The sequence below is a fragment of the Pseudoalteromonas sp. MMG012 genome, from assembly GCF_018100875.1.
In the GTDB taxonomy this organism is placed as follows: domain Bacteria; phylum Pseudomonadota; class Gammaproteobacteria; order Enterobacterales; family Alteromonadaceae; genus Pseudoalteromonas; species Pseudoalteromonas aurantia.
In genome coordinates, this window is record NZ_JAGJEF010000039.1 from 24,001 (window position 1) to 42,844 (window position 18,844).

The following is an 18,844-nucleotide window of genomic DNA, read 5'->3' on the forward strand; positions in this document are numbered from 1 at the left end:
ACAGTAATCATTTCATTAATTAAGTGCTATTAAGTTATTTAATGCAACGTGTTCACTGACGTCCTGTAGTTTTCGACCATCAGGTAAAACGAGGTATGGTTCGATCTCGAGTAAGGGGTAGACCACAAACTCTCTCTCACATAACCCATAATGTGGGATGACTAATCTTTGAGAATCAATCACCTCATTGCCAAATAACAAAATATCTAAATCTAAAGTGCGCGCACCCCAACGTTCATTTTTACGCTGCCTGCCTTGTTCTAACTCGATTGACTGTAAAACATCTAAAAATGGCTCAGGGGCCAGCGACGTTGTCAATTTAGCCACTGCATTCACGTAATCAGGTTGATCTTGAGGCCCCATTGGCTTTGAAGCATAAAATTTAGAGACAGCCAGCAGCTCGCAGGTCGTTACTTTTTTAAGAGTTGCTATTGCACTGTGAAGCTGTGCGCTAGGGTTATCTAGGTTAGCGCCTAACCCTATATAGACAGTTCTCATGACTCACTAGGCTTCTTTTTAGGCTTTCGGCGAAAGCGACGTCGAGGTTTGTTTGACTCACTAGGGCCTAATGAACGTACCATTTCTTTCTGACCGTTTATATCTTGTTGTAAATAGTTTGTCCACCACTCAGCTAATTCAGCTTGTTCTTGCTCTCCACTTTCAACTCGAAGTAACAAGAAATCGTAAGCAGCTTTGAAACGAGGCTGTTGACTGATCCGGTATGCGCGTTGCCCACCACGTTTATCTAAGCGTAATTGAATATGCCAAATATCTCTTGCACCGAGTGTAAATCGCTTAGGTACTGCTACACTTTGTGCGTTTTCACTCAAGACATGATTCATAGCTTGTGCGTAGGCATCAAAAATAGGCATGTTTTCTTGTTGTAGCTGTTCACTGCGTTTTAATAGTGGAAACCACAATAAAGCGGCGTAAACAAACGCTGGCGTAACTTTTTTCTCTGCATTAATACGTTTGTCAGTGTTAGCAAACATTTGAGCAATAAAGCGCGTTTCAAAGCCTGTTTCACTATTTTCGATAATATCGTCTAAAGCGGGGAACAGCTGTTTGAATAGACCAAACTCACGTAGCATATGATAATTAGCTTCGGCCTTTCCATTTAAAAATAATTTCAATGTTTCTTCAAATAAACGAGCTGCAGGAATATGCGATAGCAAATCAGCTAGTTCAGAAATAGGAGCTTTCGTTGGTTGTGCTATTTCCATATCTAACTTGGTGGCAAATCGCACCGCTCTTAGCATGCGCACGGGATCTTCACGATAACGTGTTTCAGGGTCACCGATCAGCTCTATTTTTCGATTGGCAATGGCATTCATACCATTGGCAAAGTCATGAATAGTAAAATCCTTGATAGAATAATAAAGCGCATTAATAGAAAAGTCTCGGCGCTCAGCATCTTCTTCTATCGTGCCATACACATTATCACGCAGTAATTGGCCATGCTCACTCGACTGACTGGTTTGATTTTTACTGGCACTGGCTTCGTGGTGGCCGCGCATGGTAGCAACTTCAATAATTTCACGTCCAAAAACGATATGGGCTAAGCGAAACCGGCGACCAATTAGGCGGCAATTGCGAAATAACTTTTTTATTTGTTCTGGAGTTGCATTGGTGACTACATCAAAGTCTTTGGGCTCAACACCTAACAAAATATCACGAATGCAACCACCTACTAAATAGGCATCGTAACCGCCATCTTTTAGGCGATAAAGTACTTTGATTGCATTTGGGCTAAATTGTTTGCGAGAAATACTGTGCTCACTGCGGGGAACCACTTGAGGGTCAGTACAGGTGACAAGATCTGATGAGCTTTTCTCACCATTGACTAGCTGTCTGCAAAATTTTAATAGCTTAGAAATAATAACCTGTCTCCTAAAAACTCATACCGATGCATGCTCGACTTAATACTAGGCTCACTTATTAGTGGTTAATCACTGTATTTATCAGCAATTAATACGGCGCCTAAGGTGGTTGCTTGAAACCGCTTACAGTGTAGGCAATTTTGCAAGGCTCGCTATGATATACCAGCAACGTGAAAAAATTAAGTTACAGGTGATAAATAATCGTAGATCAGGCGTATTCTATAAATTGACGTTCAGAAACAGCAGGAATCGCGCTTAAGCTGAAGTGTGCTTGTGACCAATGTAGAATATTATCAATATTGGTATGCATGATGTCTTTAGGTGTCTCGACGCCCAAGTATTTAAGGGCTGAGCACAAAGTTGGAATTGGATTACTTTCATTAATTGCAGGCGCGTGATTTTGTTTTGACAATTTAAATCCTGGTTTAGTTACAATCACGGGAATATGGGCAAATTCAGGTGGAGTGTGGTCCAGTTGTTGAAATAAACCTAACTGTCGAGCGGTGGGTTCAAGTAAATCGGCACCACGAACAATATGAGAAATACCTTGATCTATATCGTCGAGTACAACAACGAGTTGATATGCATAAAGGCCATCACGGCGTTTAACGATATAGTCTTCGTGAGCTATTTGCTCAGACGTATAGACTTTACCCTGTACCATGTCGTTGTATTGTAATATGGGGTGATGTTGTTTAATTCTCAGTGCATTGTTTGTCGGAGGGTGATTAGCGTGACGACAATGCCCTGTATATAAACCGCCTTGTAATTTAATTTCTTTGCGTGTGCATGTGCAGGCGTAAATTAAATTTTGTTGTTGGAGTGTGTTTAACGCATCGTTGTAGTAGTCATGCCGACGGCTTTGGTAAACGACTTCTCCATCCCAATGTAAGCCAAAAGCATCGAGCGTGCGTAAAATATCACTATCAGCGCCTTTAAGCATTCTTGGGGTATCTATATCTTCCATACGGACTAACCACTGACCATCGTGTACTTTAGCTGCTAAATAACTTGCGAGTGCAGCTACAAGTGAACCAAAATGCAGTGATCCTGATGGCGAAGGAGCAAACCGGCCACGATAGCTCCCTTGGATGGGTAATGCTGGGGTTAGCATAAATGGCAGAGTTTAACCTCTGCCGTTTTGTTTTTCTTTAATCTCGGCCAGTGTTTTACAGTCGACACATAAGTCAGCTGTAGGGCGGGCTTCTAAACGACGAATCCCAATTTCAATACCACAAGACTCACAGAAGCCAAAGTCATCATCTTCAATTAGTTGCAGTGTTTTCTCAATTTTCTTAATCAGCTTACGCTCACGGTCACGTGTGCGTAACTCTAAAGAAAACTCTTCCTCTTGCGCTGCACGGTCTACAGGATCTGGAAAGTTTGCTGCTTCATCTTGCATATGCGTTTTTGTACGATCAACTTCATTACGTAGATCTTTACGCCATGCATCTAATATTGCTTTAAAATGCGTACGTTGTACGTCATTCATGTATTCTTCGCCTGGTTTTTCCTGATATGGTTGTAAACCGGCTTGAGCCAACAACCCTAGTTTCTTTTGGTCTGGCATAGCATTCTCCTAAATCCTTAACACAACACCCCAGCTAACGCCGGCGGCTATAAATAGCAGAATCTCACACCCTTAGCAAATACTTTGTCTCAAAAGTTAACAATTGAGTGGGTAAGAATCAGTCATAGAGGTTAAATTCTAATGAGCAGCGATATGGGGGCTGGTTTTTAAAACTCAAGCCATTAATACCGGTACACGTTGTTTTATTTTTATCTCATCAAGGCTGATTATGGTGTTATAAGCATAAATTTCAACACCAATTTCTTTTGCTTTAACAAGCAGTTTAGCATATTCGGGATCGATATGTGCTGCTGGTTTTACTGAGTTGATACCACTGTGCATAACAATAAATAAAAGTACGGCTCGATCTCCTTGTTGCTTCATAGTCATTAACTCTCGGATATGTTTTTGCCCGCGAAGTGTTTGGGTATCTGGAAAATATCCTTGTTGTTGCTCTAAAAGAGTTACCGACTTGACCTCGACATAACAATCTTGTTTATTATCATCGCTTAATAGGATATCGATACGGCTATTTTCGTTACCATATTTAACTTCGCTATGCGTGTGTTGATAATCGCTAAGTTCAGGTATTTTTTGGTATTTAATGGCTTCAAGAGCCACTTTATTTGCATGATTAGTGTTTACACAAATCATTTGTTTAAGATGGTTGCTAGTTATTTCAAGAGAGTGGGGGTATTTTCGTTTTGTATTGTCACTCGTTGAGTAATAGGCTCGAAAACCGGGGTCAGCACACCCAGTCATTTTACCTGTATTAGCGCAATGAACCGTGAATTCAACACCATCAGTATCAATTAAATCAACGAGAAATCGCTTATAGCGCTTAATTAATTGGGCTTGACTTAATGTACTAGAAAATTTCATATATTAATCGCAAGTCAGTTGGGTGATATAAAGGGCTAGTGTACACTGCTCAACATAATATAAGCGCTAAGGTTAGGATAAAATGTCTGATAAATTTATTGTTCGATTAAGTGAGCAAGCTGCTGCTCCTCATTGGGGGCAAGGCACAAGCCTGTCATTCACTGAAGATGGTGCAACCATTCACTTACAAGAAACTGAAACATTGAAAAATGTTCAAAAGGCCGCACGAAGTATTGCGCAGCAAGGCGTAAAAAATGTGACGCTTATGGGTGATGTGTGGTGTACGGAATCTCAATGGGCGTTTTATCAAGGTTATGTTAGTCCTAAACAGTTAAGTGGCGTTACATTCATTGAAAATGCACAGTCAGATTTGAATGAATTGATTGCGTTGCAGAAGTCTGCAACGTGGGCTCGCAGCATGATTAACGGCACCGCTGAAGATGTGTATCCAGAGAGCTTGGCTGGAAATGCAGCAGAGTTTATTCAATCTTTAGCGCCAGAGCATGTGAGTTATCAGATCATTAAAGGTAAAGCACTATTGGAGCAACAATGGATAGGCATCCATGAGGTTGGTCGAGGTAGTGAACGTCCTCCTGTATTGTTGGAGTTAGACTACAATCCGACAGGCAATAAAGATGCGCCAGTGAGTGCTGCATTGGTTGGTAAAGGGATCACATTTGATTCTGGCGGTTACTCAATCAAGTCTAGCGAAGGTATGCTGGGTATGAAATGCGATATGGGTGGTGCTGCAACGGTTACGGCCGGTCTTGCTTTGGCAATCCAGCGTGGTATGAAAAAGCGTATTAAGTTGTTTTTATGTTGTGCTGAAAACTTAATTTCAGGTCACGCATATAAACTTGGCGATATTTTGACCTATAAAAATGGCACAACGGTCGAGATTGTTAACACTGATGCTGAAGGGCGCTTAGTATTGGCTGATGGCTTGATGGCCGCGGGTGAAACGGGAGCAGAGCTTATCATTGATGCAGCAACATTGACGGGTGCAGCTTTGGTAGCGGTAGGGCAAGAATATAACGCCTTATTTGGGTTAGATAAAGCGTTAGTTAATGATGTTCAACAATTTGCCAGTGATGAATTTGAAGCCGCATGGCCATTGCCTTTAGAGCCGTGGCACAAGAATAACTGTCCTTCACCGTATGCTGATACTGCTAATAGCAGAGCACAAAAAGGAGGTGGTTTTGGTGGTGCGTCAAATGCAGCAGGGTTTTTGGCTCGGTTTGTACCAAATGAAGGTCAAGGTTGGGTACATATTGATTTAGCAGCTGCATTTCAAAATAGTGCTGGTGGGCAATGGGCTGCTGGAGCAACGACATTGGGTATGCGCACGATAGCAAGAACGTTACAAGAAAAAGCATAAATTGTATTTTAGTGAGTAAATAAAGAGTATGCCAAGCATGCTTTTTATTTACTCGCCGTGTTTTATGAGAGCAAAGCAGCCGCCAAGCGAACAAAGTCTGACGAAGTTAATATCCCTACTAGCTCTTTTTGAACATTAGTTACAGGCATACACCCATGGCGATTATCAACAAAAAATAGTGCTACTTTACTCAAGTTTTCTTCAGGTCCAATACAAACAAAGTCAGTAGCCATAATATCACTTACTAATGTATGTTTTTCTTTTCTTTCAAGTGCAGTCGGCCCATAGGTGGCAATGATCCGCATTACCTCAGCAATCATAACTTTTTGGGTTAACATACCACAGAGAAAGCCTTGTTCATTAGTAACAGGAATATGTCGAACGTTTTTGGTGCGCATTAAATCGTGAGCATCACGTAAAGATTGATCTTGATTGACGCTATAGGGCTTATGTGTCATCAAGTCAGAAACGGTTTGTAGCATTCGGATACCTATAATTAAACTTGGTATATTAGTTATAACTGAAGCTGGTGAAATTTGAAGAGTAAAGTGGGGAATACCTGAGCGATATCAATTAATCGGTATAAATGTTTTATTTAATCCCTCGTCGATTGTTTGGTAAGTGCGTATTTTGTTGTTGTGCTAACTGAATATATTTATGTTGGACAAGCTGGGATACCGGCACAAGTTCAAAACCCTGCGCAATTAACTCAGGTAAAGCTTTGTTCAAAAATGAAATAGTGGTTGGGTATGGATGAGCAATCGCAATTGCTGAATCTTGACTTTGTGCAAGGAGTTTGAGCTGTGTTAACTGTGATTGTAACGCATCTTCTGTGGGGATATTGTCTAAAAAGACATGGCGTCCAATGTTTCTCACACCGTATAAATTAGCTGCATGCTGGGCTTGTGTTTGTTCTGTTGTACGACTATCTAAAAAAAATAAACCTCGTTTTTTGAGTACCTCCATCGTCCAGTTCATAGGGGTAATATATTGCGTAAGCGCTGATCCCATATGATTATTTACGCCTCTTACTTGAGGAAGTGTTGCAAGAGCATGGCCAAGTGTTGTTTGTAACTGCCATTTGTTCATCTTTAGCGTTAGGGCGCCAGGACCGAGTACCTTATTTTCGATGGATTGCATTGGCACGTGCAATAGGAGTTCTTTATTTTCTTTACTCGCTAAGCGAGCAAATAGTTGCGAGTATGGTGTATGAGGTAAGATCGAAAAAGACAACTGACCCGGGAGGTTCAGAAGCTCAAGATCACGTTCATGATTGCCAACGTCATCAATAACGATGGCAATTTGTTTTGCATAACTAGGTGCGAGCGCTAAGCAAAAGCAAATAACCCCCCAAACAAATATCTTTAACACGGTGCCTACTATAATTATTGTTATATGTTTTAATCGTTATTTTTGTAGCAACCTTTTAGCTGTCATGATGTGCGAGTCCAGCTTTGCTAACACGGTAATTTTGTTCGTTTGTTCACCATTCATTATAACGTCTTTGCTTAAATTCGAAAGGCTTTGTGGCGTGATAATGATATCAGGTTTAATGCCAACACCTTCAATAGATTGCCCTGACGGAGTAAAGTAACGGGCGGTTGTGAGTTTTAATGCGGTGGTACCATTGCCTAAAGGAATTAAAGATTGCACAGATCCTTTGCCATAGGATTGTTTGCCAATAATTAATGCTCTACCGTTATCTTGTAATGCGCCCGCAAGTATTTCTGCTGCAGAAGCTGATTGTTCATTGATTAACACAACAATCGGGGCACCATTTAAGATATCGCCGTGCTCTGCACTGAAACGCTGGTTTGCGTCAAAGAACCGGCCTTTTGTTGTAACAATGGTGCCGGCCTGTAAAAACAAATCAGAAATTGCCACCGCACTGCTGAGTGTGCCGCCTGGGTTATCTCGTAAGTCAATAATAAGCCCTGTTAGTGGCGCGCCATTTCTGCTAATAAGTTTATTGATGTGTCGTGATACATCATGATAGCTATGGTTATTAAAACTATTTAATTCAATATAGCCATTTCCGCTTTTTAACAGTTGGCTGCTGACACTTTCTAAGTTTATTTCCTGTCTACGAAGAGCAAGTGTCAGGTTGGTTTTTGCACGCTCTACGGTGATGTTGATGGTTGCGAGCTTGGCGGCCCGAAGCAGTTTAGATACATGGGCTATGTCTTTTTTCGTCACATCTGTTTGTCCAATTGCAACCAGTTTATCTCCGCCTTCGATACCTGCTTGCGCAGCAGGCGAGCCGGGTAAAGTATTGACGATGACAATGCGCTCATCAACTCGCTCAACCTCAATCCCAATACCTGTGTAGCGACCATTGGCAGCACTGAAAATAGCTTCAAGCTCATGTTCTGAAAGGTATTTTGAGTAAGGGTCTAAATCTTTAAATAGTGAGTTTATGTTGTTTGCTTGAATATGGCTAAGCGGAATATCTTCCACGTAATAAGTGTGGATATGGTAGACAATTTCATTAATTTGTTCATTGTCAAATTGCGTGGCTGCATTGACCGTATGTAGCTGTAGTGCAATGCAAAATAGCAGCGTCGTTATAACCATCTGCCAGTGATTAAGTATGCAGTGTGTGCTCGCTGCTATTTGATGTGATTTTTTCATGTGCTGCTCCAATGTCTTGGGCAGCACAGTTAATCAATTAACTTGCTCTGCACCATTTTACTGGGTCGACAGCGCTTCCCTTATGCCGTATTTCAAAGTATAGACCAGAACTTGATTGTCCGCCGCTTTGTCCAACTAAAGCAATTGGTTCTTGGCTCGTTACTAGGTCACCAACATCTTTTAGCAGTGTTTGCGCATGGCCGTATAAGCTCATAAAACCTCTACCATGATCAATGACAATGACCCAGCCAAATCCATTTAACCAATCAGCAAAAACAACTTGGCCTTGATTGATACTTTTAATTGCTTGTCCATTTGGAGATTGAATGACGATCCCTTTCCAGCTCATACCGGCATGTTTTCGTTGGCCAAAGCGGTGTTTAATTCGGCCCTTACTAGGGAGTGTGAGTGTTCCCTTGTATTGGGCAAGACCATTGAGAACCACCTCTTCTGGGACTGTTACTTTAGCTAAATTTTCTAATGCGCTTAGTAAAGTTTGTTCATTTTCTTTTAAATAAGAAATGGCTTCTTGCGTTTCATTTAAGGTTGCATCTAGTGTCGTTAAGTTCTTTTTTCGTTGAAGCTGCATTTTTGCGAGCGCACTTTTGCGTTCAGTTTGTTGAGTGAACAAATGTGCTAGTTGATTTTTTTTGCGAGCGAGACGATTTTGATTTTCAGCCAGTTGTGCAACGACGCTTTTCAAAGTATCTAATTGTGTTATACGTGCTTTATTAAAATAATCATAATAACTTAAAGTACGCTCAAATGTGGCGCTAAGCTCTTGATTTAATAGCATCTTGGAGTAATCGTGAGTGCCCGTCATGTAAGCGCTTTTTAGCTGTGCAGCCAGTAAGTTTTGTAATTTTCGCTTTTTATTATTAAGACGCTTAGATTCGTTTAAAAGTGCATATTGCTGTTGTTGATTTTCATTGATACCAAGCTGAGTTAACGATAAAGCTTTCGCATTTTTGGCAATATCGAGTTCTTGTGCTTGCAATTTTTGTTGTAAAACTGAAATTGCTTTTCTTTGTTGTTGATAGTTTTTTTGGTTTTTTTTAAGCTCTTTTTGTACTTCGGTTAAGTCTTGTTTTGTACGAGATTCATTGGCCGTAACATACGTTGCGGCCAGTAAACATAAAAACAAAACACACCTGAGAAAGGAGGAGTGCATACTTATTTTATCGTCATAATTGGAGTACCGGTCATTTCAGCTGGCTGTTCCATACCAATTAAGTGCAATATGGTCGGTGCAACGTCGCTGAGCGCTTTGCCTGCATGAGGTTGCGCATCACGACCAACGTAAATAAAAGGTACAGGTTCACTGGTGTGGGCTGTATGAGCTTGACCTGTTGCTGGGTTAGCCATTTGCTCTGCGTTACCATGATCTGCTGTAATGAGCGCTTCACCGCCGACTTCTTTGAGTGCAGAGACGACTCGACCGATACATATATCGACAGCTTCACAGGCTTTTACTGCGGCGTCAAATACCCCTGAATGTCCAACCATATCACCATTTGGGTAATTACAGATGATCACATCATGCTCACCGCTATGAATGGCTTCAACTAAGGTATCGGTCAGTAGTTCAGAGTTCATTTCAGGCTGCAAATCATACGTTGCGACTTGAGGAGAAGGAATAAGAGCTCGTTTTTCGCCGTCGAAAAGGTCTTCACGTCCGCCACTGAAAAAGAAGGTAACGTGTGCATATTTTTCCGTCTCAGAAATTCTAAGTTGAGTTTTATTATGTTTGGCGAGCCATTCTCCGAGTACGTTATGGAGTGCTTCAGGTGCAAATGCAACTGGCGCATCGATATCTGCGGCGTACTCAGTCATCATAACAAAGGCGCTTAAATTTGGAGAGCGCTTTTTAGAAAAACCAGTGAATTCTTTATCAACAAAAGCACGGGTCATTTGACGCGCTCTATCGGCTCTAAAATTCATAAATATAACGGTATCGCCATCGTTAATTGTGGCAGTGGGGGCATCTTGCGGCTGGATAATTGAAGCCGTGACAAATTCATCATTTTCATCACGTTCATAGGCTGCATTCAATGCTTCAATGCCTGAGCTATAGTGATTAGATGCTTGTGCACAAACCATTAAATCAAACGCCGTTTCAACACGTTCCCAACGGTTATCTCTATCCATCGCATAGTAGCGGCCTACCACTGAGGCTAATCGACCACATTGTAATGCTTCGAAGGTAGTTTCAACGCGCTTGATAGATGCTTCGGCACTACGGGGTGGCGTATCTCGGCCATCTAGAAATGCATGAAAATAAACTTGCTTTGCGCCTCGTGCGGCAGCCAATTCGATGGCGGCAACAATATGGTCTTCATGACTATGAACACCGCCAGGGCTCAGAAGGCCCATTAGGTGAACTGCTTTATTGGCTGCAACAGCCTTATCAATATTGGAGACAAGTATTGGGTTATGTGCGAATTCACCATCATCAATGGCTTTAGTTATACGGGTAAAGTCTTGATAAACGACGCGCCCAGCACCTAAATTTACATGGCCAACCTCGGAGTTGCCCATTTGCCCATCAGGTAAACCTACATCTAAACCAGAACCTGAAATGAGTGTACGAGGTTGGGTTTGCCATAACTCATCTAATACTGGGGTATTAGCGGCTAAAATTGCATTACTTTCTGTTTCTTCCCTGTAACCCCAACCATCTAAAATCATTAAAACAAGTGGTTTTTTCTGTGCAGTCATTTGAGCTCCTGAAATATGGCACGATGTCTAGCTCTAGCATACCTTGTTTTGTATCAATGTTCAGCCCGTGAACGATGATTTATGCTCACGTTGGAGTGGTTCAAATGATAAATCAAGCGGTGAAGCATAAGGAGGCTTGATGATTTGTTTAATGGTGGACTAATAAATGGCTATACCCAAGTGATCGCAAAATGTATACTTCGGGGTTATTAAAAATCATACATAATCGCTGCGTTTTGCTGCGAGATTAAAGTTGGAAGGTTCATGGAACAATATATTGAATTTGTTGGCAATCATGCTGTATTGAGTATTATTTGGTTGGCGATAGTCGCAATGATAGTGAGCAGCTTTATAAAAAGTAAGTTTTCTGCCATTAGACAAATTAACCCTCAGCAATTGACGTTGTTGGTTAACCGAGAAGAAGGTCAGGTTGTTGATATCAGAGCGATTAAAGAGTTTAATGCAGGACAAATAGCTGGCGCCAAACATTTAAGCGCTGAAAAAGCAAAACAAAGTGAATTTGTTGGCCTTGAAAAACTAAAAAGCAAACCCATTATATTGGTATGTACCACAGGTATGACTGCTTCTGGCATCGCAAATACCATGCATAAAGCTGGATTTGAGCAGGTTTACGTATTAAATGGTGGTATGGGAGCTTGGCAAAATGCAGGCTTACCGACTACATCAGGAAAATAAAGAGAGAATTCAATGAGCCAGGTTGTTATATACAGTAAAGATTACTGCCCATTTTGTCATCGTGCCAAAGCATTGTTTGATGCAAAAGGTGTCACATATACAGAGTATGATATTGGTGTTCAACCTGAGCTACGTGATGAAATGATTGATAAAGCGAACGGAGCATATACTGTACCGCAAATTTTTATCAATGATAAGCATATTGGCGGTTGTGACGACCTTATGGCCACAGAAGCCCAAGGTAAACTCGATACCTTGCTAACAGCATAATTATACAAACTAAAAATTTAATTTAGGAACACTCATGACTGAACAAAACCAAAACGCAGCGGCAGAGCAACAAGAAGGCGCACAATTTAACATTCAACGTATCTTTACTAAAGATGTCTCGTTTGAAACGCCTAACTCTCCAGCTATCTTCCAAAAAGAGTGGACACCTGAAGTTAAACTAGACATGGACACGCGTTCAAATAAACTTGACGAGAATGTATATGAAGTTGTTCTTGCATTGACTGTGACTGCAACAATAGGTGAAGAAACGGCATTTTTATGTGAAATTCAACAAGCAGGGATCTTCTCTATTGCTGAATTGGAAGAGCTACAAATGGCGCATATGCTAGGTGCTTATTGCCCGAACATTTTGTTCCCATATGCGCGTGAAGCAGTAGCAGGCCTTGTTAACCGTGGTACATTCCCACAGTTAAACCTAGCACCAGTTAACTTTGATGCATTGTTTTCGCAGTACATGCAACAACGAGCTGCGCAAGCAGAGCAAACTGCTGACGCATAATTGATGACATCAGCACATACAGCTGTAACTGTTTTAGGGGCGGGGTCTTATGGCACCGCCCTTGCTATTTGTTTTGCCCGAAATGGTCATAAAGTGACGTTATGGGGTAGAAACAAGCAAGACGTTGAGACGCTAGCAGCTGAGCGCAAGAACCAACGTTACTTACCGGACATTACCTTCCCTGATTCTCTGACTTTAGAAGCAAACTTACAGAAAGCCGTACAAGCCAGTGAACTCGTTTTAGTGGTTGTACCAAGCCATGCATTCGGACAAACCTTAGAGCAAGTTCGAAATGATTTATTACCCAATGCCAGAGTTGCTTGGGCAACTAAAGGGCTAGAGCCAGAAACGGGTCGATTGCTACAAGATGTGGCGACACAAAAACTCGGGAATACTATTCCACTGGCAGTACTGTCAGGGCCCACGTTCGCTAAAGAAATGGCCGCAGGGTTAGTTACAGCAATTTCCGTTTCTGCTACGCATAATGAATTTGCAGCAGAGCTGGCAAAATTACTTCATTGTGGGCGCTCATTTAGAGTGTATAACAACGATGATTTTATTGGGATCCAATTGGGAGGTGCTGTTAAAAATGTGATTGCGATTGGTGCTGGTATGTCTGATGGGTTTGGTTTTGGCGCAAATGCACGAACGGCTTTGATAACTCGAGGCTTGGCTGAGTTATGTCGGTTAGGGTGTGCATTGGGTGCTCGTTCAGAGACTTTTATGGGGATGGCTGGGCTTGGGGATTTAATTCTCACATGTACAGATAACCAATCAAGAAATCGCCGTTTTGGACTTGCATTAGGCAAAGGTCTTGCTGTGCAAGAGGCTATGGATAGTATAGGGCAGGTTGTTGAAGGATATAGAAATACCAAAGAGGTTTACCTTTTAGCAAAACGCTCAGGCATCGAAATGCCGATCACTGAACAAATTTATCAAGTCCTTTATCAACAAAAAGATGTTAAAGAAGCTGCGATGGCATTGCTTAGCAGAGAACAGAAAGCGGAGTAACTTCTCCGCTTTTTGTACATGCCCACTTATTGTATCAGATGGTGCTACTACTTCGCGTTAACGAAGTCTAATTGTCGCCAAGACTCATAAACAAACACTGCGACGGCATTGGATAAATTCATGCTGCGGCTATCTGGGCGCATTGGAATTCGCAAGCGTTGCTCTTCTGGTAATGAAAAAATAATATCATCAGGTAAGCCTCGGGTTTCAGGGCCGAATAACAGGCAGTCACCGGCTTGATAATCTGGCTGATGATGGTATTTAGTGCCCTTGGTGGTGCAAGCGAATACACGTGTTGGCTGTTGTTTTTCCATATATTCAGCAAATGAGGCGTGACGTTGCACATTGCTAAACTCATGATAATCTAATCCCGCACGCTTCACGCGTTTATCGTCCCAATCGAACCCTAACGGTTCTATTAAATGTAGTGCGTAGCCCGTATTCGCACATAAACGAATGATATTGCCTGTATTAGGCGGGATCTCTGGTTGATATAGTACAATATCTAACATAGTAACCTCGAATAATGTAATAACGTTAGTATATCGAAAAGTTACCAGTGCGATAACTATTTTAAAAATGATGTCATGTGCCGTTAATTTGCATGTGCTAGGTTATGTACAGTAGTATCGCCAAGTTAGTAACGGTGGAGGGTGTTGTGAAGCACAGTTATGATGTTTTAGTCAGATTTTCTAGTATATTTACCATGATTATGGTGAGCCTAATGATTGCTACTAAGTGTTGGGCTTGGCTGTCATCTGGCAGCGCCGCGATGTTGGGCTCATTGACAGATTCTATGTTGGACATTAGCGCATCCATGATGAGTTTCTTAGTGTTGAGTTATGCGCTAAGACCAGCGGATGATGACCATCGCTTTGGGCATGGTAAAGCTGAAGCTTTGGCAGGACTTGGACAAGCTGCATTTATTGCTGGCTCAGCTTGCTTATTGGTTTTTCATGGTATTGAGCGTATCTTTAACCCAGTTGAATTAGGCCATTCGCTACTCGGTGTTTGGGTGAGTCTATTTGCGATAGTGTGTACATTACTTGTGGTATTTGTACAGCATCAAGTATTGAAACGGACTCAATCAATTGCGGTTAAAGCGGATGCTTTGCATTATAAAGGCGATATATTACTGAATGTTGCAGTCCTGATAGCTATTCTTTTATCCTACTATGGTGTCATATATGCAGACCCGCTTTTTGCTATAGGGGTGGCTGGTTACTTACTCTATAATTGTTGGGATATCGCTAAAGAAAGTGCAGACCATTTGATGGATAAAGAATTGCCAGATGATGAAAAGAGTGAAATCGTTTTGTTGGCATCCAGTCATGAGGATGTATTTGGGATTCATGAATTGCGGACTCGACAAAGTGGCAAAGTGAAATTTATACAGCTGCATTTAGAATTAGATGATAATTTACCTTTGATAAGGGCTCACCATGTTGCAGATGAAGTGGTTCAAAGTATTGAAGCGGCATTTGAGGGAGACGTTGATGTACTTATTCATCAAGACCCGGTGTCTTTAGCTGTAAATGCCAACGCGTCATAAAATTCATACATATCCGTCAGGACTGCATGTCTAATATCATCTGTTTCACATAGCAGCTCATGACGCGCCTCGACATATTGGCTCAGGGTTACATTGTCATGTCGAGTAGCCATACTGAACTGCGCTTGGTTGTTTACTATCATGTCATTGTTTGCACTGGCAATGTGTATTGGTGTCGTGGTTGATAAAGCGTTAGCTTTTGCAACATATTTGAATACTTGTGCTAACCAGTTAAAACTGACGCCACCTAAGCGTAGCTCTGGCTCATTATGATATAAAGTTCTGAACCGTTGATAACGGGTTGCGCATTGGGTTAATTTGTTTTCCCAAAACTCAGGGGGAGCATAGCCTTTTTGACCAAATGCATAATGTTTGGAAAACCCGAATATACAGCCCACATGAGCGATAAACTTTGCGAGTGCATAGGGTACTTCGTGTGTCTGGATATCAAACATAGGAGCGCTGAAAAAAGCGCCTGAAATACTATTCTCGTAGTGGCATAAGTACTCGTAACTAATAGCAGCGCCCATTGAATGGGCCAAAATGAAGGTTTCTCCTACGGCATTAGGTTCAACAATATTTTTTATAAAATAATGGAGGTCCTCAGAATAATCGTTGAAGCGACGCACATGCCCAATATGAGAGTTTGCCAGTGTGCGGGTTGATAAACCTTGACCAATATGATCATAGCTAAACACCGCAATATTATTTTTTGCCAGCTCCCACAGGAGCTCTTGGTACTTCCAAACTGACTCAATACGACCATTTACCAAAACCAGACTATACTTTGCGGCTCTTGGTATATGGTAGGCGTAGAATAACGTTCCCTGTGGAGTTGAAAAGTAGCCTTGCTGGCAGTTTTGCCAGTGTTGCTCAATAGCAACTTGATGTTTAGCAAGTTCAGTACTGTGGCTATAAAAGTTCATAGTGGTAATCGTATCTCTGCAGCGAGCCCTGTAGGCGTGTTATGTTTAAGTATAAGTTTACCATTATGAGCGCAAACTGCCCGTTTAGTGATTGCAAGCCCTAAACCAATTCCCCCTGAACTTCGATTTCGAGAATCTGACACTCGATAAAATGGTTGGCATAAACGGATTAACGCCTCATCCGTGACGCCAAAGCCATCATCATGAACAAAAATGCTGAGAGAGTCAGCTGTTTGCGAAAAAGACACCGAGATATGATTTTGTGCGTATTTAATTGCATTTCGAATGACATTTTCAATCGCACTATTTAATAGAGACCCGTCACAAATCAGAGTAACAGAGGGGATTGGTTGACTGTTAAATATACGGTCTTTTTGTTCTGCTTCAAAGTGTGCATCATTGAGGAGGTTACTCATCAATGCATCTAAACTGACTTCCTCCAATTGTAATGTTTGTTGATTCTGTTCTAAGCGAGAGAGTGTTAGGACGTCAGAAAGCATTTGGTCTAAACACTTTGCTTCTTTCTCAATACGTATTAGGTAGCCATTTTTTGTGGTTCCTTGAGTGTCTTGTGCCATGGCATTTGCCAGGGTAAGGCGCGTTAATGGCGAGCGCAATTCATGAGACACATCGGCAAGCAATTGTTTATGGGCATGAACACTGCTTGATAAGCGTTCAGCCATAAAGTTGAAGTCGTGCATTAGCGAAGCAATTTCATCATGGCGTTTGGCTGGAACGGTGACTCTAGCCGATAATTTTCCTTGCGCGAGCTTTTTCGCAGCTTTACCAAGTTCCGTCAAAGGAGCCACTAATCGACGACTAAATAAAATACTCAGCACGATAGAAGGTAATAGTATAGCTAGCCCTTTTAACCAAAATGGCAACATTTTTATTCGCGTAAGAAAAGCGGGTGCTTTCAAAGCTTTAATTTGAAATAACTGATATTCTTCACTGTTTAAAGTGACAGGAAGCGGCCCGTAAGCATAGTATTTGTCGGTGACAATGAAGAGGGGCTCTGTTGGAGATTCAAAAAAAAGCAAGGACAAATCCAGTTGTTGCTTGTTTGGTCGAGAACTCACACTCTCTTCTATTTTCTTATGCGATAAATATAACCATTTATGTTCACTGAGGCGCGGGTGCTTAAGTGCTTTTGCGATGGGTTTGTGTTTAATATTAACGAACCGCTCTAAATTGTGCTGAATATGTATCAATGAGCCTAACATTTTACCCCGTAATTTTTTTGACTCTAATTGCTCTGGGTGTAATTGACTGAGTAATAGCAGCATTAAAAATATGCCTAATATCGTTAACCAAAATCCAAAAAAAGCTTGGTAAACTAAAGAGCCAGGCTTACTTAGAGTACAATTAAGAGGGCGATATTTATTCAGCCAAGAAAACATAGCCACTTCCTCGGATTGTTTGAATACATTGAATATCACTATACTTGGCTATTTTCTTTCTTAAATTACTTACATGCATATCAATAGAACGATCAAATGGGGCTAATCTTCTGCCCAGTACATGCTGACTTAAGGCATCTTTATTGACTACATCGCCAATGTTAGACATTAACTTTTGTAAGATCGAAAACTCAGTACCAGTTAAGATCAGTAGATGATTATTTACCGCGGCTTTACGGGCTGCGATATTGAGTGTGACATGGGAGGAGGATAGTAATTGATCATGTTGTTCAGTTTGTTTTACAAATTCGATTCGGCGGCTGATTGCATGGATGCGGGCTAGTAATTCCCGATGATTAAATGGCTTGGGAAGATAATCATCAGCACCTAACTCTAAACCGAAAATACGGTCAAAATCGTCGCCTTTTGCTGTGAGCATTATAATAGGCGTTAGGTGGCTAAGACGAATTTTCTTGAGTACTTCAAATCCATCTAAGTGTGGAAGCATCACATCTAGCAAGATAACATCATAGCTATTACTGGTCGCTTGTCTTAGTCCAGATAAACCATCAAATGCTTGTTCAACGTCACAGCCTTGAGATGTTAAATACTCGCTCAATAAATCACTGAGCGCTCGATCATCTTCGATTAATAATAATTTACTCATGCGGTTCACAATTAAGGGCGTTTTATTTAGTTTACCTCTATGAATATTAAATTGCAGATCTTTACACAGCCTTTACATTGCTTTGCGTTGCTTTTCATTAGGCAGCGTACACTCAAGGTGTTGTCTAATTTTACAGTGGAAAGGTAATAAATATGAATATTAAAAGTGGCTTAACATCAATTGTATTGTGTTCCGGAGTGTTGTTCGCATCACTGACATATGCCGGTTCAGCTCATCACAGTGGAAAACATTTTTTACTTACAAAACATGCAGCAATGAAGTTGGCTCTTACGGACGAGCAGCAAAATAGAATCAGTGAAATATTAACCGAAAAGCGCAGCCTCGTTAAGCAGGCAAAGGCAGCCCGAGCCGATAATAAAGGTGCATTTAAAGCAATAGTGGAAGCTGATAATTTTGATGAGCAACAAGCTAAAGAGACGATTGCAAAAATGCAGACTGTGAAAGCGCAAGTCCTATTAGCAAAGTTGAAAAGTAAACAGCAAATTTGGCAACTGTTAGATGCTCAGCAACGAGAAAAGCTCTCAAATATTCAGCGCAAAAAAATGAAGCGACATCAACAAAAAGAAATGTAGTGCAACAATACACCTTCGAAAAAGCGCTTTATCTAAAGCGCTTTTTATGTAACCACAGGTTTGGATAAGGGTTTTGGAGTAGAAAATGTTTTGCAAACAAACTTACGTACAATCCAATGATGATATTTTTTTCAATATCAAGGCGCTTTT

At 41.2% G+C, this 18,844-nt stretch carries 21 protein-coding genes; 7 read left to right on the forward strand and 14 right to left on the reverse strand.

The window, feature by feature from the left end:
• Positions 1-15 precede the first annotated feature (15 nt).
• The 5 genes from folK to sfsA all read right to left on the reverse strand — a co-directional run bounded on the left by folK (position 16) and on the right by sfsA (position 4,332).
• Positions 16-498, reverse strand: a complete 483-nt coding sequence (folK, locus tag J8L97_RS13625) for a 2-amino-4-hydroxy-6-hydroxymethyldihydropteridine diphosphokinase (protein ID WP_211050417.1) — start codon at positions 496-498, stop codon at positions 16-18.
• The gene (gene pcnB / locus J8L97_RS13630) at positions 495-1,880 is read right to left on the reverse strand and encodes a polynucleotide adenylyltransferase PcnB (protein ID WP_409455165.1); all 1,386 of its coding nucleotides are present in this window, start codon (positions 1,878-1,880) and stop codon (positions 495-497) included. Before pcnB ends, folK begins: the two co-directional genes overlap by 4 nt.
• Before the next feature lie 208 nt (positions 1,881-2,088).
• Positions 2,089-2,994, reverse strand: a complete 906-nt coding sequence (gene gluQRS / locus J8L97_RS13635; RefSeq protein ID WP_211050419.1) for a tRNA glutamyl-Q(34) synthetase GluQRS — start codon at positions 2,992-2,994, stop codon at positions 2,089-2,091.
• 12 nt (positions 2,995-3,006) lie between these two features.
• A complete protein-coding gene (dksA, locus tag J8L97_RS13640; RefSeq protein WP_192508639.1) occupies positions 3,007-3,450 on the reverse strand; it encodes an RNA polymerase-binding protein DksA in 444 nt (147 codons plus the stop codon).
• A gap of 174 nt (positions 3,451-3,624) precedes the next feature.
• The gene (sfsA, locus tag J8L97_RS13645) at positions 3,625-4,332 is read right to left on the reverse strand and encodes a DNA/RNA nuclease SfsA (RefSeq protein ID WP_211050421.1); all 708 of its coding nucleotides are present in this window, start codon (positions 4,330-4,332) and stop codon (positions 3,625-3,627) included.
• A gap of 82 nt (positions 4,333-4,414) precedes the next feature.
• Here sfsA and pepB point away from each other — a divergent pair, with 82 nt between their 5' ends.
• Entirely contained in the window at positions 4,415-5,710 is a 1,296-nt protein-coding gene (gene pepB / locus J8L97_RS13650; protein ID WP_211050424.1) for an aminopeptidase PepB, read from the forward strand.
• A 62-nt stretch (positions 5,711-5,772) separates the two neighbouring features.
• On the opposite strand, the gene J8L97_RS13655 is transcribed toward pepB, so the two are convergent.
• The 5 genes from J8L97_RS13655 to gpmM all read right to left on the reverse strand — a co-directional run bounded on the left by J8L97_RS13655 (position 5,773) and on the right by gpmM (position 11,059).
• Positions 5,773-6,192: an HPP family protein gene (locus J8L97_RS13655; RefSeq protein ID WP_211050426.1), complete on the reverse strand. Its 420-nt coding sequence runs from the start codon at positions 6,190-6,192 to the stop codon at positions 5,773-5,775.
• Positions 6,193-6,301: 109 nt separating this feature from the next.
• Positions 6,302-7,072: a divergent polysaccharide deacetylase family protein gene (locus J8L97_RS13660; protein ID WP_312037169.1), complete on the reverse strand. Its 771-nt coding sequence runs from the start codon at positions 7,070-7,072 to the stop codon at positions 6,302-6,304.
• Between the two features lie 45 nt (positions 7,073-7,117).
• A complete protein-coding gene (locus J8L97_RS13665) occupies positions 7,118-8,284 on the reverse strand; it encodes a S41 family peptidase (RefSeq protein WP_211050440.1) in 1,167 nt (388 codons plus the stop codon).
• A 94-nt stretch (positions 8,285-8,378) separates the two neighbouring features.
• Entirely contained in the window at positions 8,379-9,512 is a 1,134-nt protein-coding gene (locus tag J8L97_RS13670) for a peptidoglycan DD-metalloendopeptidase family protein (protein WP_211050430.1), read from the reverse strand.
• 2 nt (positions 9,513-9,514) lie between these two features.
• Positions 9,515-11,059, reverse strand: a complete 1,545-nt coding sequence (gpmM, locus tag J8L97_RS13675) for a 2,3-bisphosphoglycerate-independent phosphoglycerate mutase (RefSeq protein ID WP_211050432.1) — start codon at positions 11,057-11,059, stop codon at positions 9,515-9,517.
• A 264-nt stretch (positions 11,060-11,323) separates the two neighbouring features.
• Between gpmM and J8L97_RS13680 the strand changes: the two genes are divergently transcribed.
• From J8L97_RS13680 to gpsA, 4 genes are read left to right on the forward strand one after another with little or no spacing between them, the layout of a single operon-like run.
• Positions 11,324-11,755 carry a rhodanese-like domain-containing protein gene (locus J8L97_RS13680; protein WP_192508632.1) on the forward strand — a complete coding sequence of 144 codons (432 nt, stop codon included), beginning with the start codon at positions 11,324-11,326 and terminating at the stop codon, positions 11,753-11,755.
• A gap of 12 nt (positions 11,756-11,767) precedes the next feature.
• A complete protein-coding gene (grxC, locus tag J8L97_RS13685; protein ID WP_010362429.1) occupies positions 11,768-12,025 on the forward strand; it encodes a glutaredoxin 3 in 258 nt (85 codons plus the stop codon).
• 34 nt (positions 12,026-12,059) lie between these two features.
• Positions 12,060-12,545 carry a protein-export chaperone SecB gene (gene secB / locus J8L97_RS13690; RefSeq protein ID WP_119861134.1) on the forward strand — a complete coding sequence of 162 codons (486 nt, stop codon included), beginning with the start codon at positions 12,060-12,062 and terminating at the stop codon, positions 12,543-12,545.
• A gap of 3 nt (positions 12,546-12,548) precedes the next feature.
• Complete coding sequence (gpsA, locus tag J8L97_RS13695; protein WP_211050433.1) at positions 12,549-13,556, forward strand: NAD(P)H-dependent glycerol-3-phosphate dehydrogenase; 1,008 nt, start codon at positions 12,549-12,551, stop codon at positions 13,554-13,556.
• Between the two features lie 47 nt (positions 13,557-13,603).
• Here the strand turns inward: gpsA and trmL are convergent, their stop codons facing one another.
• A complete protein-coding gene (gene trmL, locus J8L97_RS13700) occupies positions 13,604-14,068 on the reverse strand; it encodes a tRNA (uridine(34)/cytosine(34)/5-carboxymethylaminomethyluridine(34)-2'-O)-methyltransferase TrmL (protein WP_192508630.1) in 465 nt (154 codons plus the stop codon).
• Positions 14,069-14,262: 194 nt separating this feature from the next.
• Here trmL and J8L97_RS13705 point away from each other — a divergent pair, with 194 nt between their 5' ends.
• Positions 14,263-15,108 carry a cation diffusion facilitator family transporter gene (locus J8L97_RS13705; protein ID WP_192508963.1) on the forward strand — a complete coding sequence of 282 codons (846 nt, stop codon included), beginning with the start codon at positions 14,263-14,265 and terminating at the stop codon, positions 15,106-15,108.
• On the opposite strand, the gene J8L97_RS13710 is transcribed toward J8L97_RS13705, so the two are convergent.
• From J8L97_RS13710 to J8L97_RS13720, 3 genes are read right to left on the reverse strand one after another with little or no spacing between them, the layout of a single operon-like run.
• Complete coding sequence (locus J8L97_RS13710; protein ID WP_211050434.1) at positions 15,066-16,034, reverse strand: alpha/beta fold hydrolase; 969 nt, start codon at positions 16,032-16,034, stop codon at positions 15,066-15,068. The genes J8L97_RS13705 and J8L97_RS13710 overlap by 43 nt on opposite strands.
• A complete protein-coding gene (locus J8L97_RS13715; protein ID WP_211050435.1) occupies positions 16,031-17,434 on the reverse strand; it encodes an ATP-binding protein in 1,404 nt (467 codons plus the stop codon). Before J8L97_RS13715 ends, J8L97_RS13710 begins: the two co-directional genes overlap by 4 nt.
• Positions 17,415-18,101: a response regulator gene (locus J8L97_RS13720; protein WP_211050436.1), complete on the reverse strand. Its 687-nt coding sequence runs from the start codon at positions 18,099-18,101 to the stop codon at positions 17,415-17,417. Before J8L97_RS13720 ends, J8L97_RS13715 begins: the two co-directional genes overlap by 20 nt.
• Positions 18,102-18,253: 152 nt before the next feature.
• On the opposite strand from J8L97_RS13720, the gene J8L97_RS13725 reads away from it, so the two are divergent.
• Positions 18,254-18,694 carry a Spy/CpxP family protein refolding chaperone gene (locus J8L97_RS13725; protein ID WP_210997236.1) on the forward strand — a complete coding sequence of 147 codons (441 nt, stop codon included), beginning with the start codon at positions 18,254-18,256 and terminating at the stop codon, positions 18,692-18,694.
• Positions 18,695-18,844 lie beyond the last annotated feature (150 nt).

Bases quoted from the DNA above. Each gene is read 5' to 3' on its own strand.
- gpmM (WP_211050432.1), bottom strand. From the start codon at position 11,059: ATGACTGCACAGAAAAAACCACTTGTTTTAATGATTTTAGATGGTTGG.
- trmL (WP_192508630.1), bottom strand. From the start codon at position 14,068: ATGTTAGATATTGTACTATATCAACCAGAGATCCCGCCTAATACAGGC.
- grxC (WP_010362429.1), top strand. From the start codon at position 11,768: ATGAGCCAGGTTGTTATATACAGTAAAGATTACTGCCCATTTTGTCAT.
- J8L97_RS13705 (WP_192508963.1), top strand. From the start codon at position 14,263: ATGATTATGGTGAGCCTAATGATTGCTACTAAGTGTTGGGCTTGGCTG.
- J8L97_RS13680 (WP_192508632.1), top strand. From the start codon at position 11,324: ATGGAACAATATATTGAATTTGTTGGCAATCATGCTGTATTGAGTATT.
- J8L97_RS13665 (WP_211050440.1), bottom strand. From the start codon at position 8,284: ATGGTTATAACGACGCTGCTATTTTGCATTGCACTACAGCTACATACG.
- J8L97_RS13710 (WP_211050434.1), bottom strand. From the start codon at position 16,034: ATGAACTTTTATAGCCACAGTACTGAACTTGCTAAACATCAAGTTGCT.
- J8L97_RS13655 (WP_211050426.1), bottom strand. From the start codon at position 6,192: ATGCTACAAACCGTTTCTGACTTGATGACACATAAGCCCTATAGCGTC.
- gpsA (WP_211050433.1), top strand. From the start codon at position 12,549: ATGACATCAGCACATACAGCTGTAACTGTTTTAGGGGCGGGGTCTTAT.
- sfsA (WP_211050421.1), bottom strand. From the start codon at position 4,332: ATGAAATTTTCTAGTACATTAAGTCAAGCCCAATTAATTAAGCGCTAT.
- J8L97_RS13715 (WP_211050435.1), bottom strand. From the start codon at position 17,434: ATGTTTTCTTGGCTGAATAAATATCGCCCTCTTAATTGTACTCTAAGT.
- gluQRS (WP_211050419.1), bottom strand. From the start codon at position 2,994: ATGCTAACCCCAGCATTACCCATCCAAGGGAGCTATCGTGGCCGGTTT.
- folK (WP_211050417.1), bottom strand. From the start codon at position 498: ATGAGAACTGTCTATATAGGGTTAGGCGCTAACCTAGATAACCCTAGC.
- dksA (WP_192508639.1), bottom strand. From the start codon at position 3,450: ATGCCAGACCAAAAGAAACTAGGGTTGTTGGCTCAAGCCGGTTTACAA.
- secB (WP_119861134.1), top strand. From the start codon at position 12,060: ATGACTGAACAAAACCAAAACGCAGCGGCAGAGCAACAAGAAGGCGCA.
- J8L97_RS13720 (WP_211050436.1), bottom strand. From the start codon at position 18,101: ATGAGTAAATTATTATTAATCGAAGATGATCGAGCGCTCAGTGATTTA.
- J8L97_RS13725 (WP_210997236.1), top strand. From the start codon at position 18,254: ATGAATATTAAAAGTGGCTTAACATCAATTGTATTGTGTTCCGGAGTG.
- pepB (WP_211050424.1), top strand. From the start codon at position 4,415: ATGTCTGATAAATTTATTGTTCGATTAAGTGAGCAAGCTGCTGCTCCT.
- J8L97_RS13670 (WP_211050430.1), bottom strand. From the start codon at position 9,512: ATGCACTCCTCCTTTCTCAGGTGTGTTTTGTTTTTATGTTTACTGGCC.